The organism is Streptomyces sp. WAC05374 (assembly GCF_004353505.1).
Classification (GTDB): Bacteria; Actinomycetota; Actinomycetes; order Streptomycetales; family Streptomycetaceae; genus Streptomyces.
The window spans coordinates 266074-281175 of sequence record NZ_SMNQ01000003.1; the positions used below are offsets into that span (position 1 = coordinate 266074).

Below are 15102 nucleotides of genomic sequence, written 5' to 3' on the forward strand. Positions count from 1 at the left end.
GCGGGCATGCGGGCACCCTAAGAGAGCGCCCAGTGAAGGACCGTCGCATCGTCGCGCGCCTTGCCGCGAGGCCAGCGCCGACCGTCGAGGTCACTGCCCTCCACCTCCCGCACCCGGCGGAGCAGCCCATCCGGGCCGGTGGAGTCCAAGGCGGCCAGCAGCTCCCGCCAGTCGGCGAGCGCGAACTTGTCGACGAGGCGCGTCGCTCCGTCGCTCAGCAGCGTCACGGACGCCAGCGAGTCCAACGGGACTGTCCCCGCAAGGGCGTGTTCGGCGGCCCTCGGATCGGGGCCGACGATCCAGAACCCGCCCGGCCGGTTGCGGAGGCCGGTGAGGGCCTCCCGGTACTCGGCGAGCGCGGCGGCGTGTTCGGGTGAGCCGGTGGGCAGCGCGTCGACCGGTCTGCGCAGCCGCTTGCCGACCTCGTCCAAGCGTCGGTCGGTGACGGCGGTCGCCTCCCCCTCCCCGCTCACGAGGAGGAGGGTGGAGTCACCCAGTACGAGGTATTCCAGAGCGTCGGCGCCGGCCCGGACAGCGACGACCGTACTGGTCGGACTGGCCCGGTAGGCCAGGTCACACGTGTCTTCGTGCAGCGACCGGACGCCGCGGATCGCGTCGGCGAGACAGCCGGCGAGCGGCTGGGCGGGATGCGCCGTGATGCCGCCCAGCAGCAGCCCGCCCAGCGTCGAGGAGAACCACGCGACGCCGTGGATGCAGCCGGTCTCCGCCCCGGCCACTCCGGCACCGTCGAGGAGGACGGCCGCGCCGGGAGCGACGGCCGCGAAGTCCTCGTTCTCCTGGTCCGGTTCGGCGGGCAGAGAGGCGAGGGCGACGTTCACGCCGCCGTCTCCTCGTCGTGCAGGTAGATGGGGCAGAGCAGTTCGGCCGACTGCGGTTCCTCGGTCTCCGGGTCGTACTCGACGCTCACCAGGGTGGAGAAGTGGCGTTCTCCCACCTGCCCCCACAGCGTGCTCAGGCCCGAGGCGAGCAGGTGGACGACACCGAGGGAGCCCGCCGTGTGGATTCCGGCGATGGCGAGCACCGAGCCGTTGCCGTCCGGGCGGGGCAGCCTGCCGAGGTACCCGACATCATGCGGGCGGCGCGGTTCGACGTCCGCCCCGGCGTTGTACGTCGTGCCGGTGCGCCGGTCCACCAGCGCCCACGGCTCGCCCTCCGGATGCTCCCAGCCGAGGACCGGGTCCTGGGCGTACAGGTCGCGCATCGCCTGGGACATGCCCGGTCCGCAGACGACGACCAAGCCGTCGCGGTTGAGGTCGACGTCACCGTTCACGAGGACGTGACCGGAGCCGACGTCGAGCCCGTACGACTTCGCCAGCTCCTCCAGCCGCTTCCCGGAGTTCATGTCGGCCATGGCGACGACCGGGCGCTTCTTCCCGTCGTCCCACCGCAGCGGGGTCACGACCGTGACGGCACCCTTCCCGAGGAAGGCCCCCTCGGGCGCCGGTCCGGTGTGCCGGATCTGATGGATCCGCCCGCGGCTCAGGCCGGCCTTCTCGGCGATCTGCGCGTAGGACAGCCCTTGCGCGTGGAGGTCCTGGACCACGCGGCGGCGGAGCCGGGCGAGTTCGGTCACCTCCTGCTGCGCTTCGGCCAACCTCGTCGTGACCTCGCGCAGGAGCAGGTACGGATCATCGATTGCCGTGATCCGCTGCAGCTCGTCCGACATGACCACACCTCCTAGCAGTACCCAGGAGTCTAGGGCCCTAGACGGAACAGGCGGCAGGCGCCGTCCCGTACGCACGCCGACCACGAAGAACCGGGACCGCCGCCGAGGCACACCCCGAGGACTCACCCGCCACCGCCCGCAGAGCCACCGCCGTCCGCCGTCGAGCGGGCCGCGATCACGCACCCTCCCACGCCAGATCGGCCCATACGGAACGTCCGTCGGGCCAGTTCTTCACACCCCAGTCCTTGGCGCAGGAGGCGATCAGCAGCAGCCCGCGTCCGCCCTCTTCCTGGCTGGTCGCATCGCACAGGTGCGGCACGCGTTCGCCACCCTGGTCGACCACCTCGATACGTACGAGGCCGTCGCCGAAGCCGACGATCACGAAGAACCAGCCGCCGGTCGAACCGCTCAACGTGTGCCGTACGGCATTGGCCGCCAGCTCGCTGACGATCAGGACGGCATCGTCGACCGGCCCCCTCTCGGCGATCAAAGCTGCGACGAAGTGACGGGCGTGGGTTACTTGCTCGGCCAGGCCAGGGAAGGCGCGGCACCACTTGGTACGCATGACGAACTTCCTCTCTGCGCGTCTAGGGGACTAGACAGCCCAGCGGCAGGGTATTCCCACACGTAACCAAGAGACTAGGCATACTGAGGAATTATTCCTCTAAGGGGTGACGGTGTCTCCCAGGTCCCGGAACTCCTTCATCACCCGCAACAGCAGGTCCCGCACTTCATCGCCGAAGACGGCAGCCCGCTCGAATCGACTGAACGTCGCCTCGTACGCGGCCAGTTCGGCGGGGTCGACCGACACCTGCTCACCGGCGAACGCCTCGACCACGACCGCCCGCCGGTCGCACAACGTGAACCCGTGACGAGGCAGAAGCGGCACCGGTCGGCGCCACGGCACGACCCCGAGCCGCACAGTGCTCAGGCTCTCGACCGCCAGCAACCGGTCAAGCTGGGCCAGCATCAGCGCCGGAGTCCCCGGCCAGGTCCTCAACACGGCCTCCGTCAGCACGAACACCGACTCACGCCCCGGTTCGTACAGCACGCTCTGCCGCTCCACACGAGCAGCGACAGCCCGACCAACCGCCTCGGGAGTCGAGTTCGGCGCGCTCTCGAAGACGTGCCGGGCGTACTCCGCACTCTGGAGCATCGCCGGCAGGACAACGCACTGGAACGACCGCACCAGCCGAGCAGACCGCACCGCTTCATCAAGGACGGCCCCAGCGGGAGCATCCTCGCCAGATACCGGACCCGCGTCCGCGGCAGCCTCCACGGCGGCCAGGAGGTCACGCACCTCGCGTGCGGTCGACTCGTCAAGGTCGAGAGCCTGCGAGAGCCGGTCGAGCACATCAGTACTCGGAACCATGCGCCCCGTCTCCACCTTGGACACGGTCGGCTGCCCCACACCAGCCCGTTGTGCCAGCACGGCACCCGTCAGACCAGCCTCAGTACGCAGCCCCCGAAGACGCATCCCCAGCGCCCTCATCCGCTCCCGCCGCTCACTCCCCATACCCAGGGTTCTACACCACGGGACGGCAAGGTCCGGGTGCCCGAGTCCTAGCGAGCATCAGGAAGGTAGGCGTGATTCAAACTTTCTCTACGGGTTCAAGGCGGCTCGCTCCGCTCCCCGCGCGCGGCCCGGCCCCCGGTCGGGCCTGCGCTCCTGCCTCCGTCCCGCTCCAGCCCGGCCGGTGCCCGGACCGCGGCCCATGGCAAGCAGTGGCGTTATACCAGAGAAAAAGGTACGTCGTGGCTGGGGTCGGTCGGCTCCACGACTTTAGGCATTCCGACTCGCGCCCACATTTTTAGGAGGTTACTACCTCACGCCCGAGTGGGATGTAACGCGCCATTCTCGTTTCGGTACTCAGCCCAGTGGCGAACCCGCCTGCCATCTCTGGACGAGACCAAAATTCCTCGACTACGCGAAGTAGATCAACCTTGAAAGGAATATCATTCGCCATACAATAACCGATACCCATTCCGAAGACCTCGAACGAGGTGTTAAGGAACGAGCCAGCAAAAACTTTCTTCTTGGTGTCGAACTTTCGAAAGACATTTTCCCCTCCACCCGCCAAAATGGCTCGAAAAGTCCGTGTAAAAACATCCTCGAGCTCTTCCTTGTTGCCAGGAAAGGCTCTCGCCAAATCAACCGACTCGTCGTCAAGGACTTGCGTAAAATTCCTTAGATCAGCCATTCTCAGCTTAGCGCGGTTATGCAGCACAAGAAAACGGAGCACGAGCTCAACATCGTACTGTTCCCTAATTAGCCGCTCGCTGAGTCCAACGCAATCTGAAAATAGAGCGCTTGAAGCCAGGGATTCAATCCAGGCCAAGAAGGCGGGATTTACCGCAACCAGAAGGCAGCTACGTAGTTCCTGCGGCGTCAATTGAGAACCATAACTGTTCAACCGCTGGAAGAGATCATACTTCGCATCGGAGGATGACTGTCGCTGGATGATTTGCACATCGATGCGTGCACGCCGAACATCCAACTTCTGTGCTTTCGTCAGCGTGAACGCATCGTCCTGTGACTCCCAGACACGCCCCTCAAGAGCAGGCAGATATTTCGTTCCTTGCAGCACCAAGGGTTTACGCAGTCTACCCTTTTCGTCTCTCAGTAGACCCTGGAGCTGCAGCAACGTACTGACACGCTGCAAGCCGTCGACAAGGTCCCACCCGCCCTGATCGGTTTGTGCAACAAAGATCGGCGGCAGGGGGATCCCCAGAAGGATACTTTCAATGAGCCGAGACTTTTGGGAGTCATCCCAACGAAAAAAACGCTGGAACTCCGGGTGGACTGTCAGCTCTCCTTCCGTGTAAAGGTTGCACAACTCTCCGATCGACATGCTATAGCGTTCTGTCGAAATCTCCCTCCGCCGATCCGCGATCTGCATTTCCAGGGTTTCAACAGCTTTGGTCTCGCTCATTAGATCGGCCATCCTTCCGTCCGGTCCAACTCTGTCGCCAATCCAATGAGATCAGGATAAATCATCGACTCGGTATAGCCTAGTTTCGACAGGTCACCCACGAACCGAACCCTGTCTCCTACGCAAACCAACTTGGTGAGACACTTCTCAAGGTTAGGGTTATCGGAACAGAAGGCTTCAAAGGGGCGCCAATCTTCCCCGGCCAACGTGAAAGTACCCCGCTGAGCCACGATCCTGGCCGAATTGTGAGTGCCATAAATCGCAACCGGCATCTTGGCTCTTTTCCTCAAGCGTTCGCCACTTGATGTCTGCGGTTGCCACCGTGAAATTTCCTCGTCCACGGTGGTGAGAATTCCGATTCCCGTGTCCGCGAGCTGCGGCACCTCAGAGTTCCAGGCATATGCATCGAGTACCCAGATGGCCGGCTTGCAGGGCTCCCCTCCATGCGATGCGAGATGTCCGGGGTCTTGGGACGGAGATGAGTTAGCCGCGAAGAAAGCAGAAACGAAAAAGTTTTCACTCCAGTCGAGCAGCCTGGTCGAGATACCATGATGCTGCATGGCGAACAAGTGCTCCCAGTCAGTTTGAGGGTACCCGGCACCCCAAAACGGAAGGCTTCTTTCCCTAAAGCGTGCCAGCAGTCGAGCTTCCCTCTCAAATACCTCGGCCATAGGGCGCTCAGCACCACGCATGATCTTTGGGAACAACGGGTATCGATCGCACGAGATTCCTCGATACCAGAGGGGGCGCCCCTCTGTTTCCGTGTTGATCTCGGCGAGAATAATTCTTGCCGCGTCATCCAGACGTTCAAAGCTGAACTCCTGCACAGTACGGTCGGCCCCCCCTGGGAGAAACTATGCCTTCGGCAGGATTGTAGTCGTATCGGGAGCGCAAAGTAACGCTCTCCTACCATCCTGTTGCCGATGATCTTGAGCTGTCTTGACGTAGGCATGCCATGAGACTGATCGCAGCCTCCCTCCTCTGCTGAAGCACGACGCAGACGTGGCCGTTCGATGGGGCGCTGATCCAGTCCCTGCGAGCCTCGTGATGGGCGTGGTTGCTCCAACACCGCTCCGTGGCAAACCGGTTGCAATATGATCTAGCCCAGGCGGAAGCGTCGTTGCGCGAGTACGCCAGCCGTGCTGGCCAAGGGGGGCGCCACCAATGAGTCCGCTGCACCTATCTGTCACCGCTGTCCTGCTTGTTGCGGGGATCCTGCTACAGATTTGGGCGTCTGCTCCCGATCGGGCTGATCGCCAACATGCCCTACACCTTCCGGTAATTCTCCTGTACTCACTTTCGGCGGCGCTTTTTTTGTTCTCGGTGTTTCCCGACTCTCTAACCGAGGGGAAGGCATTGGGGTTTGGCCTCGGAGGGGCTGCGGGGTTCGCCGCATTCTTTATGCTGGCTTCCTTTACGTGGCTCTCCAGGACGCGTCAACGTGACGAGCTGGCGGCGCAGTTGCAAAGGGTGAGTCGAGAGAACGACGCTCTGCGTAACGAGCTAGCAGGCAACAGTCTTATCGAAGGCAAGCCACGGCCTCTAACTCAGTGTATCCGGTATGAACTCCCCTTAAGCGGTCAGCGGCGCCATCGAATCGGGATGATCACCGGGAACTTGGCTAACGTTCTAGGGATCGACGTGTGGGTCAATCCAGAGAACACCCGGATGGAAATGTCTCGGGTCGATGAGCCCACGATCTCTGCGACAATCCGTTACCACGGCGGCCGTAGGGATTCTGGTGGGCAGCTGACTCACGACACGATCGCTCTTGAGCTAGCCGAATGCATGGCTGGCCGTACGCACGTTTCGGCGGGGCAAGTCTTTCTGACTGGGTCCGGGGAGTTGAACGAAAGCAACCAAGTTCGCCGTATCGCACACGTAGCTGCAGTCGAAGGAGAACCGGGGGCAGGTTATCGCCAAGTCGTGGATTTGGAACGATGCGTTCGAAATGTCCTTATCGAAACAGATCGGCTCGCCGCTGCAGGCGAGGAGCTGCGAACGGTTGTCTTGCCGCTGCTTGGAACCGGAGGAGGAAATAGTGATTTGCAAAAGACAGTGGAAACCCTACTGGCAGCGACAGTGGAATATTTCCGGTTGCGCCCTAACTCACGCATTCGCGTGGTCTATCTTCTGGCTTACACAGACGCACAATCCGCCGTGTGTAAAGCAGCGCTGGATACCTATCGCGAGGGCCAATCGGAACGCTAGGTTATGACAGGGTAGGTCGGGTAACCATACTTGAGATCTCCTGTGCTGCCCCGAGGGCCGACCGAGCCGCACCAGACGCATGCCGGATCTGCCGGGAAATAATGGGGAATACCAGCACTCACACCGCGGCCACCTGGACCGGCGACTCTCCGCCGCAGGTCAGCCGCAAAGCGGGCCCTAGATCACCCCGGCTTCCCAAGCTCATAGCTCACGCTCCGTCGTGACGGAGCCGGCCGTCGCGGGTTGCTCTGGTTGACGGAGCAAGCCAGTAGCGTGGCTGGGGCCGGTGGGGGTGCAGCGGGCATACGCGCGCCTGGTCGGTCAGCGCACCCGCCATCGTGGCTGACTGTCGTCGGCTGGGGTTCGTGCCACAACCGTGCCAGATGCAGGGGTCAGCCACAGTCAACACCAGTGACCCGCGGGCGAGTAGCCGCCCGCTTCCTCGGCCGGCGAAGCCGCAGCTCAGCCCGCAGATCACCCAGCCTCTCTCCTAAAGCGGGTGTCGCAGGTTCGAATCCTGCCGGGGGCACCAGCCAAAAGGCCCCGGACCGATCATGGTCCGGGGCCTTCACCGTCCGGCCGGGCCACCCCGGAGGCGGCCGGCCCGTGCGGGCTTTCGACCGCAGCGGGCGTTTGCGCCCCGAGCCATGCCGGGCGCACATACGCGGGCGCCGTCGACCAGGCTCCGCCCCTCTTCATCGGGTCCCGCGTGGCAGTGCCACGATGAGACCAGTGCCCCCAGATGACGGAGCGAGTCGCACGTGACCGAGCAGCAGCAGGGACCCGGGCCGGAAGGGCCGGAGGAGGCGCGACGGCGGCGGGCCGGGGTCGCGGCGTTCGTCGTGGGGATGGTCGGCACGCTCGCCTTCTTCGCGTTCTTTCCGGGGCTGCCGCACGTCATCGACTGGGGCGCCATCCTCGTGGCCCTCGTCGTGGGTGGGCTGGCTCGGTGGGGGTGTCGGGTGTGGGTCACGCGCGGCAGGTGAGGCGGAGTTGGGCCGCGGCGTGGTGGGCGCCGGTGAGGGTGGAGGTGCCCCAGTCGAGGCCGCGGTCGGTGAGGTGGACCGTGAAGGTGGGGGACTTGACCGGGTAGGTGCCGACCTGGACCAGGGTGCCGCGGTGGACGGGCTGGCGGACGCCGAAGGCGGCGTAGGTGGACGTGGGGTCGTCCGGGTCGGCGAGCACGCGGTAGACGGTCGGGTTTCCGGCGACATCGATGTCGCGGGGGCCCTTCGGGACGAAGACCGCCAGCGCGCACCGCTCGTAGTCGTCGCCGACCGGCCAGGTCCACGTCGCCGTGCCCGTACCGTCCCGGTCCCGGCTGCCCGACATGGGCAGGGCGGTGAACCGGCCGTCGCAGCCGCCGCCCCGGAAGCCGCCGGAGGGCACCGTGTACCAGGCGGCGTCGCCGTTCTCGACCCGGCCCTGTTCCCGGTATGTCGTGTCGGTCTCGCACCCGGGGCCCGCCCAGACGGTGTACGTGGACGGGCGCGTCGGGGCGATGAGGGACGGAAGGTTCCGTTCCGGTAGCCGCTCGTCCGGGGTCCGGCCCGGACCCGGGTCCGGGTGTGCCTCGCCGCCCAGGAGGCTCACCGCCGCGAACAGGCAGCCTCCGGCCACGACGAAGCCCGCTGCCAGCACAGTTCGTACGCTCGCCATGCCGGACCACTATGCAGCGCGACTCCCGGTAACCGTGAGGGTCAGCGCAGTTCCTCCGGGCACGCGGTGCCGCGCGGGAAGATCTTGTACGGTGCGGCCAGCCGGTACACCCCCGGTTTCGGCGCGAGCAGCTCGGTCCACTCGTCGCCCTCCCGGTCCTCCTCCGCCTTCAGCAGGCAGCCGTGCAGGTTGAGATAGGTCCTGGGGCCCTCCTCCCGCTCCTGCGACTCCCGCGTCTCCTGCGGCGGCTCCACCTTCTTGCCGTCCTCGTCGAGGAGCGCCAGCCAGGGCGAGTACGGTACGCGGATCAGCACCCGGCCCGCCGTGCGCACCCTGATCGTCACCTCGCCGGCGCCCGCCCGGTCCACCGTCGCCGGCGGATCGGCCAGCGGGGTCGGGTCCTCCACCGCGAACAGCCGCCAGTTGGCGTCGGACCACACCGGCCGCAGGTACGGCTGGCCGTCCTTGACGAGCTCCGCCTCCTGCTCGGCGCCGGTGTCCGGGTCGCCCTTGGGGAGCACCACGTAGTGGACCGCCCAGCGGTGCAGCCAGTCGCGGTAGGTGGCGGAGTTGAGGGTGTCGTCGTAGAAGACCGGGTTGCGCTCCATGTCCGCCTGGCGGTTCCAGCCGCGCGCCAGGTTGATGTACGGCGCCAGCGCCGACGCCTCCCGGTGGCTGCGCGCGGGAACCACCTCCACCCGCGCCTTCTCCGCGCCGAGCTGCTGCAACTGGTTGATCAGCGGCGCCGCCTCGCGCGCCCACGCCGCGTCGGGCGCGGTACGGACGATGTCGTCGGCGCTCTTGAACCCGATCCACCCGTTGAGGACGGTGAAGGCGACGACCAGGGCGTACCACCTGCGGGTGCGGCGCGCGGTGTACGGCAGGGCCGCCAGCAGCACGACGCCCGCGAACAGCATCGGCAGCCGGGACACGTTCGACCCGATCTGCGAGTCGATCAGCCAGGTGAGCAGCGTGCCGAGCGCGTACACCGCCGCGCCGGTGCGCACCGTGCGCCACTCCCGCGGCACGAGGACGAAGACGAGCACCCCGAAGCCGAACGGCAGCATCGTCGACGCGAACGACATCGGCTGCGTACCCGAGAAGGGGAACAGCCACGACGACAGGGCCACCACCGCGACCGGCGCGAGACCGAGCGCGTACGCCCCGGGGCGCCGCTTGTTGAGGAACAGCGCCGCCGCCGCGACCCCCAGGAACAGCCCGGCCACCGGACTCGCCGCCGTCGCCAGCCCGGCCAGCGGCGCCGCGACGACCGCCTTGGCCCACCGTTTCCGCCGCCACCGGTACGGCCAGCAGAACACCGCCGCCACCGCGCCCAGCGCGAACGTCATGCCGAGCCCGAACGTCACCCGGCCGGACAGCGCGTTGCACAGGAACGCGAACACCCCGGCGAGCGCGCACGCCGTCGGATTGCGCACGGCCCGCACCCTGACCAGGATCAGCGCGGTCAGCGCGGCGGACGCCGTACCGGCGATCATCATCGTCGTACGCACGCCGAGCAGCGACATCAGGTACGGCGACACGACGCTGTACGACACCGGGTGCATCCCGCCGTACCACGCCAGGTTGTACGCGGAGTCCGGGTGCCGTCCCACGAACTCCGCCCACGCGTCCTGCGCGGCGAGGTCGCCCCCGCTGTTCGCGAAGACGAAGAACCACACGACGTGCGTGAGCGCGGCGAGCCCGGTGGCGACGGTGACGGGGTGGCGGAGGAACGAGGGGTCCCGCGGAGCGGTCCCCGCCGCGCCGGGGGCGTCGGGCGCGTCCCGCTCCCCCACCTGTCGCCTTATTCGCGCCCGCGAAGCGGCGGCGCCTTCCGCGCGGACCGGCTCGGCGCCGGCCGGGTCCGTCCGGACCGGCTCGCTGCTGATCGGCTCGACGCGGACCGGGTCCGCCCGGGGCGGCTCCGTACTGATCGGATCTACGCGGGCCGGCTCGGCGCTCGTCGGCTCAGTGGTCGTCACTGTGGCTCTCTGCTCTCTGCGTCGTCCCCCACACCCTTGCCACGTGCTGTCCGCGAAGACGTCGTCCCGGCGCTTCACGTTGCCCGGACGTGTCCGGACGCTAACACGGGGGCGCCCCGGAAATCCGGGGCGCCCAGGGCGGTTTCAGCCGAGACGGGTCAGCTTGTCACCGAGGCCCGGTTCGACCAGGGCGCTCCGCAGAGCCACCGGTACCCGTACCTGGCTGGCGCCCTCGCCCACGGTGAGGACACCGACCTGCGTGCCGGCGGGCGCCGAGTGCGGCAGTGCGCGGCCGTTGTTGCTGAGCTCCAGCTTCACCGTCAGCCCCGACCAGCCGACGACCGTCACGTCCTTGGCCGCGACCACCGGGGTCCGGCCGCCGAGACCGTCGTCGACGTGGCCGACCACGTCGCCCTTCTTGACGACCGTCTGGTTCTCCAGCAGCTCCTGCGTGGCGAGCATCGCTTCCTTGCTGGCCGCGATCGCGCTGCCGAGGATCGGCGTCTTGTACTGGGCCAGGACGGCTCCGACGATGAGCTGGTCCGTGTCGCCGACCTGCTTGTGCGCGGCGAACAGCAGGTTGCCGCCCGCCTTGGTGGTGCTGCCGGTCTTGATGCCGAGCGCGCCGTCGTACGGGACGAGATCGTTGTAGTTGCGCCACTTCTTGCCGGACGGGTCGGTCCACTGCGGCATCTTGGTGATCTCCAGCAGGGCGGGGATCTCCACCAGTTTCTCGCCCAGCTTCACCTGGTCCTCGGCGGAGCTGACCGTGGTGTGGTTCAGGCCCGAGGGGTCGGTGTAGGTGGTGTTCTTCATCCCCAGTTCCTTGGCCGTGTCGTTCATCTTCTTGACGAACGCGGCCTCGGAGCCGGCGTCCCAGCGCGCGAGCAGCCGGGCGATGTTGTTGGCGGACGGGATCATGATGGCGGCGAGCGCGTCGAACTCCGAGATCTTGTCGCCGGCCTTCACCGTGTTGAGCGTCGACTCGTTCTGCGCGTCGTAGCCGCCCTCCTTCTCGGCCAGGGCGTCGATCTCGATCATCTCGCCCTTCTCCCCCTTCTTCAGGGGGTGCTCCTTGAGGATCACGTACGCGGTCATCGCCTTCGCCACGGACCCGATCGGCACGGGCTTCTGCTCGCCGAACGAGTCGACGGTGCCGAGGCCCGTCGCCGACATGTAGCCCTGGCCCTCGCCCGGCCACGGCAGGGACGGCTTACCGCCCTTGAAGGAGAAGGACGGCGTGGCCGTCATCGCCAGGGTGGGCGCCGGCAGCGGCCGTACGAACTGCACGATCGCAAAGATGATCGCGAGGAGGACGACCAGCGGCGTCCAGATCTTGATGCGCCGGACCACCGTGCGCACCGGGGTCTCCGGCGGGGGCGGCGTGTTCGTCAGCTCGGCGAGCATGTCGAGCGGAGGCCGGGGCGGCAGCGGCTGCTGCCTGGTGCGCTCGGGCTCGGTCAGCGAGGCGGGCTGCGCGGGCTCGTCCGCCCGCGCGGCCGGGCCGCTCTGGGCGGGAGCGGCCTGGGCGGGAGCGGCGGCGGGCGTGTTGGGCGGGGTGGGCGCGGGGGCCGGGGCGGGCACGGCCGCCGGGCCCTTCGGCTCGGGCTTCTTCGCGGCCGGGCGTACGTCGTCGGTGCGCAGCGGAACGAACTTGCTCGTCCGCTCGGCGGCGGACTCCGGCGCGGCGCCCCCGTCCGGCTTCGGGGTGGGCGTGATCGCCTTCAGGGCGGTCGTCGGCTGGTCCACCGGCTTGCGCTGCACGGCCCGGAACACGGCGGTCGGCTGGTCCACCGCCGGCCCGTCGGCCTTGCGGGGCGTGTCCTCGGACGCGGGGGCGGGGGCGGGGGCGGGGGTCGGCTTGTCCTTGGGCGCGGGTCCGGGCGCGGATTTGGCCTCGGGCTTGGGCTTGGGCTCGCCCTCCGGCTCGGGCGCGGGCGCGGGGGTCTCGGCGTCGGGCTCGGCTTCCGCCTCGGCCTCGGGCGCCTCGGCTTCGGCTCCGGACCCGGGCGCGTCGGACTCGGGCGCCTCGGCTTCGGCTCCGGCTTCCGCCTCGGTCGCGCTCGGCTTGGCCGGGGACGGGGCCTCGGCCGCGACGGGGGTGCCCTCCTCGGGCTCGCCCGGGCTCGCCTCCTCCGTCTCCGCGTCCCGCGACGGCTCCTCCGCCCCGCCGGCCGGCTCCGTGCCCCCGGTGGCCGCCTCCGGCTGCTCGCCCTCCCCGGCGGGGTCGTTTCCGCCCGTTCCGGCGGCGCGGGGCGTGACCCAGGCAGCGACGGCGTCGCGCAGGCGGGCGTCGTTGTCGTCCGGCTCGGTGGCCCGGGGTACCGCCTTGAAGACCGCCGTCGGCTGGTCGACCGGCGACTCGGTGTCACCGCGAACGGCGAGCCGCGGATCGCGATCGTCCGATGCCGTCTCCCCCGGCGTTTTCTGCTGCTCCGACTTGTCGGGGGACTCGCCCGCCACCGTGCCTCCTTCAATCAACGCGTTGCCGAAACATGTACCAGTGTCCTGTGTGAGCGCTTGGCACCGGTGCAAGACGAGAACGACATACCTACCGGTTCCCGTACGAAGCACCCAGGCGCTCTCGACAGATGAATGTGAGAGGGGTCACCCTGTCATTCATCCACGCGGGGAGGCATGGATGGGCAGGAGCCGCAGAACACTTCCGGAGGAGCTTCTGCTGCTCGCTCTGGACCCGGCCACGGGTACCACAGCGCAGCCGCAGTCGCTCGACCTCGGCCTGGCCGGAGCACAGCTAGTGGAGCTGGCTCTGGCGGGACGGATAGCCCCTGACGGGGATCGTATCGCCGTGGTGATGCCACGGCCGACCGGAGATCCGACACTGGACTCCGCGCTCGAGCTGCTGCGCAGGCGCGGCAGTCCGGTGCGCGCGGTCCACTGGATCGGCGGGCCCCGGCTGGGGCTGCGCCAGACGTATCTCTCGCATCTGGAGCGCTGCGGCATGGTCCATGCCGTCGAGGGCCAGATGTGCGGGGTGCTGCCGACGACGCGCTACCAGGCGACGGAGACGGCGATCAGCCGGGAGATCAGGGCCCGGCTGGACAGTGCGATCCGCACCGGTGTACCGCCGGACCCGCGGACCGCGGCGCTCGCCGCACTGGCCCACGCGGTCGGACTCGGCAAGCACCTCTACCCCGGGAACGAGGGGCGCTCGTCGCGCTCGCGGCTCCGGGACCTGATCAGACACGATCCGATGGGCGGTCTCGTGGCGCACGCCGTGATGGACGTCCAGAACGGCGTGGGCGCGCAGCCGCGCCGCAGCCCCGGCTCGGGAGGGGGTGGCCGCCCGGCCACGGCCCTGCCGATCCAGCCGCAGTCACGCAGCGGGTCGATGGCCCGCGCCGTGGCGCACTGAGCACCGACGCTCGACGCCGCACCACGTACCACGCACCAGGCGCACACCCCCAGGGCCCGGTCCGGGAGCCGCAGGAGCGCGCGGGGCAGCCGTCAACGGCCGCCCCGCGCACTCACGTGTCCCCGCACGTACGTACGCACAGGGGCTCGTGTGGCCATTTTCCAGCGCGCACAGCCCATTGGTGGCAGTCTGCTGAGCAGTAGATACGCAGAGCTACGCCAGCTACCGCAGCCAAGCAGCCGGAGGTGCAGTTTCCCGTGGCGTCCAACGTCAACCCCACCGTCAGGCGACGCAGATTGGGCCAGGAGTTGCGCCGGCTGCGTGAGCTCAAGGGCATGACGGCGGAGGAGGTGGCGGAGCGCCTGCTCGTCTCGCAGTCGAAGATCAGCCGCCTCGAGAACGGCCGCCGCTCCATCAGTCAGCGCGATGTGCGTGACCTGTGCGGGGTGTACGAGGTCGAGGACCACCGCATCGTCGATTCGCTGATGCAGATGGCGAAGGACTCACGCCAGCAGGGCTGGTGGCACGCATTCGGCGACATCCCGTACAGCGTCTACATCGGACTGGAGACGGACGCGGCCTCGCTGCGGGTGTACGAGCCGCAGGTGGTGCCCGGGCTGCTGCAGACCCGGCAGTACGCGGAGGCGCTGATCACCGGGGCGCTGCCGGAGTCGTCGGCGGCCGACATCGAGAAACGGGTCAACGTCCGGGCGCGCCGCCAGGAGCGGGTCAGGGAGGCGGAGACGCCGCTGCGCCTGTGGGCGGTGATCGACGAGGCGGCGCTGCGCCGGGTGGTCGGGGACAAGCAGCTCATGATCGAGCAGCTCGAGCACCTGCTCGACCAGTCGCACCTGCCCCACGTCACCGTGCAGGTGCTGCCGTTCGAGATGGGCGCGCATCCGGGGATCACCGGTCATTACGCGATCCTGGAGTTCCCGGACGCGTCCGACTCCTCGGTCGTCTACATCGAGGGCGTCACCAGTGACCTGTATCTGGAGAAGGCGAACGACGTGCAGCGCTACAGCGTGATGTACGAGCACCTGCGGGCCCAGGCGCTGAACGTGGAGCAGACGCGCCACTTCATCGGTGAGGTCATCAAGGACTACACGCAAGCGATGGGCTGAGTTCGTACGCTCCCACGCCGGACGTCCGATTTGCCAAGTCCGGCCTGATTGCCGGGGATTCACCCGGCCCGCCGGGGAAGAAGCCGGTACGGTACACCGCGACCGGCTTCCAGCGGAAGACCCGCATGGA

At 67.7% G+C, this 15102-nt stretch carries 13 protein-coding genes and 1 tRNA gene; 5 read left to right on the plus strand and 9 right to left on the minus strand.

The window, feature by feature from the left end:
- Positions 1-17 precede the first annotated feature (17 nt).
- From E2B92_RS08830 to E2B92_RS08855, 6 genes are all read right to left on the minus strand, one after another.
- The gene (locus tag E2B92_RS08830) at positions 18-839 is read right to left on the minus strand and encodes an integrase (RefSeq protein WP_126887981.1); all 822 of its coding nucleotides are present in this window, start codon (positions 837-839) and stop codon (positions 18-20) included.
- Complete coding sequence (locus E2B92_RS08835) at positions 836-1687, minus strand: sigma factor-like helix-turn-helix DNA-binding protein (RefSeq protein ID WP_126887980.1); 852 nt, start codon at positions 1685-1687, stop codon at positions 836-838. The genes E2B92_RS08830 and E2B92_RS08835 overlap by 4 nt, the downstream gene beginning before the upstream one ends.
- A 175-nt stretch (positions 1688-1862) precedes the next feature.
- The gene (locus E2B92_RS08840) at positions 1863-2252 is read right to left on the minus strand and encodes an ATP-binding protein (protein ID WP_126887979.1); all 390 of its coding nucleotides are present in this window, start codon (positions 2250-2252) and stop codon (positions 1863-1865) included.
- Positions 2253-2351: 99 nt separating this feature from the next.
- The gene (locus tag E2B92_RS08845) at positions 2352-3203 is read right to left on the minus strand and encodes a helix-turn-helix domain-containing protein (RefSeq protein WP_126887978.1); all 852 of its coding nucleotides are present in this window, start codon (positions 3201-3203) and stop codon (positions 2352-2354) included.
- 295 nt (positions 3204-3498) lie between these two features.
- On the minus strand, positions 3499-4620 hold the full coding sequence (locus tag E2B92_RS08850; protein ID WP_160159741.1) for a DUF262 domain-containing protein: 1122 nt from the start codon (positions 4618-4620) through the stop codon (positions 3499-3501).
- Positions 4620-5447 (minus strand): FRG domain-containing protein, encoded by an 828-nt coding sequence (locus E2B92_RS08855; RefSeq protein WP_126887976.1) that lies wholly within the window; start codon positions 5445-5447, stop codon positions 4620-4622. Before E2B92_RS08855 ends, E2B92_RS08850 begins: the two co-directional genes overlap by 1 nt.
- A 337-nt stretch (positions 5448-5784) precedes the next feature.
- Between E2B92_RS08855 and E2B92_RS08860 the strand changes: the two genes are divergently transcribed.
- The 3 genes from E2B92_RS08860 (at position 5785) to E2B92_RS08865 (ending at position 7817) form a co-directional block, all read left to right on the plus strand.
- A complete protein-coding gene (locus E2B92_RS08860) occupies positions 5785-6831 on the plus strand; it encodes a macro domain-containing protein (protein WP_126887975.1) in 1047 nt (348 codons plus the stop codon).
- A gap of 454 nt (positions 6832-7285) precedes the next feature.
- Positions 7286-7363: transfer RNA gene (locus E2B92_RS32630), tRNA-Arg, on the plus strand.
- 229 nt (positions 7364-7592) lie between these two features.
- On the plus strand, positions 7593-7817 hold the full coding sequence (locus tag E2B92_RS08865; RefSeq protein ID WP_126887974.1) for a hypothetical protein: 225 nt from the start codon (positions 7593-7595) through the stop codon (positions 7815-7817).
- Here E2B92_RS08865 and E2B92_RS08870 read toward each other — a convergent pair.
- The 3 genes from E2B92_RS08870 to E2B92_RS08880 all read right to left on the minus strand — a co-directional run bounded on the left by E2B92_RS08870 (position 7801) and on the right by E2B92_RS08880 (position 12935).
- Positions 7801-8490 (minus strand): adhesin, encoded by a 690-nt coding sequence (locus E2B92_RS08870; RefSeq protein ID WP_126887973.1) that lies wholly within the window; start codon positions 8488-8490, stop codon positions 7801-7803. The two genes, E2B92_RS08865 and E2B92_RS08870, sit on opposite strands and share 17 nt — an antisense overlap.
- A gap of 41 nt (positions 8491-8531) precedes the next feature.
- The gene (locus E2B92_RS08875) at positions 8532-10169 is read right to left on the minus strand and encodes a DUF2029 domain-containing protein (protein WP_126887984.1); all 1638 of its coding nucleotides are present in this window, start codon (positions 10167-10169) and stop codon (positions 8532-8534) included.
- Between the two features lie 447 nt (positions 10170-10616).
- Positions 10617-12935, minus strand: coding sequence for a D-alanyl-D-alanine carboxypeptidase (locus E2B92_RS08880; RefSeq protein WP_133087456.1), 2319 nt, complete (start codon positions 12933-12935; stop codon positions 10617-10619).
- 178 nt (positions 12936-13113) lie between these two features.
- On the opposite strand from E2B92_RS08880, the gene E2B92_RS08885 reads away from it, so the two are divergent.
- Both E2B92_RS08885 and E2B92_RS08890 read left to right on the plus strand, forming a co-directional pair.
- Positions 13114-13848: a GOLPH3/VPS74 family protein gene (locus E2B92_RS08885; RefSeq protein ID WP_126884954.1), complete on the plus strand. Its 735-nt coding sequence runs from the start codon at positions 13114-13116 to the stop codon at positions 13846-13848.
- Between the two features lie 257 nt (positions 13849-14105).
- Complete coding sequence (locus E2B92_RS08890; protein WP_126884955.1) at positions 14106-14972, plus strand: helix-turn-helix domain-containing protein; 867 nt, start codon at positions 14106-14108, stop codon at positions 14970-14972.
- Positions 14973-15102 lie beyond the last annotated feature (130 nt).

Excerpts from the sequence above, each read along its gene's own strand:
- E2B92_RS08850 (WP_160159741.1), bottom strand. The coding sequence starts at position 4,620 with ATGAGCGAGACCAAAGCTGTTGAAACCCTGGAAATGCAGATCGCGGAT.
- E2B92_RS08835 (WP_126887980.1), bottom strand. The coding sequence starts at position 1,687 with ATGTCGGACGAGCTGCAGCGGATCACGGCAATCGATGATCCGTACCTG.
- E2B92_RS08860 (WP_126887975.1), top strand. The coding sequence starts at position 5,785 with ATGAGTCCGCTGCACCTATCTGTCACCGCTGTCCTGCTTGTTGCGGGG.
- E2B92_RS08840 (WP_126887979.1), bottom strand. The coding sequence starts at position 2,252 with ATGCGTACCAAGTGGTGCCGCGCCTTCCCTGGCCTGGCCGAGCAAGTA.
- E2B92_RS08870 (WP_126887973.1), bottom strand. The coding sequence starts at position 8,490 with ATGGCGAGCGTACGAACTGTGCTGGCAGCGGGCTTCGTCGTGGCCGGA.
- E2B92_RS08885 (WP_126884954.1), top strand. The coding sequence starts at position 13,114 with ATGGGCAGGAGCCGCAGAACACTTCCGGAGGAGCTTCTGCTGCTCGCT.
- E2B92_RS08845 (WP_126887978.1), bottom strand. The coding sequence starts at position 3,203 with ATGGGGAGTGAGCGGCGGGAGCGGATGAGGGCGCTGGGGATGCGTCTT.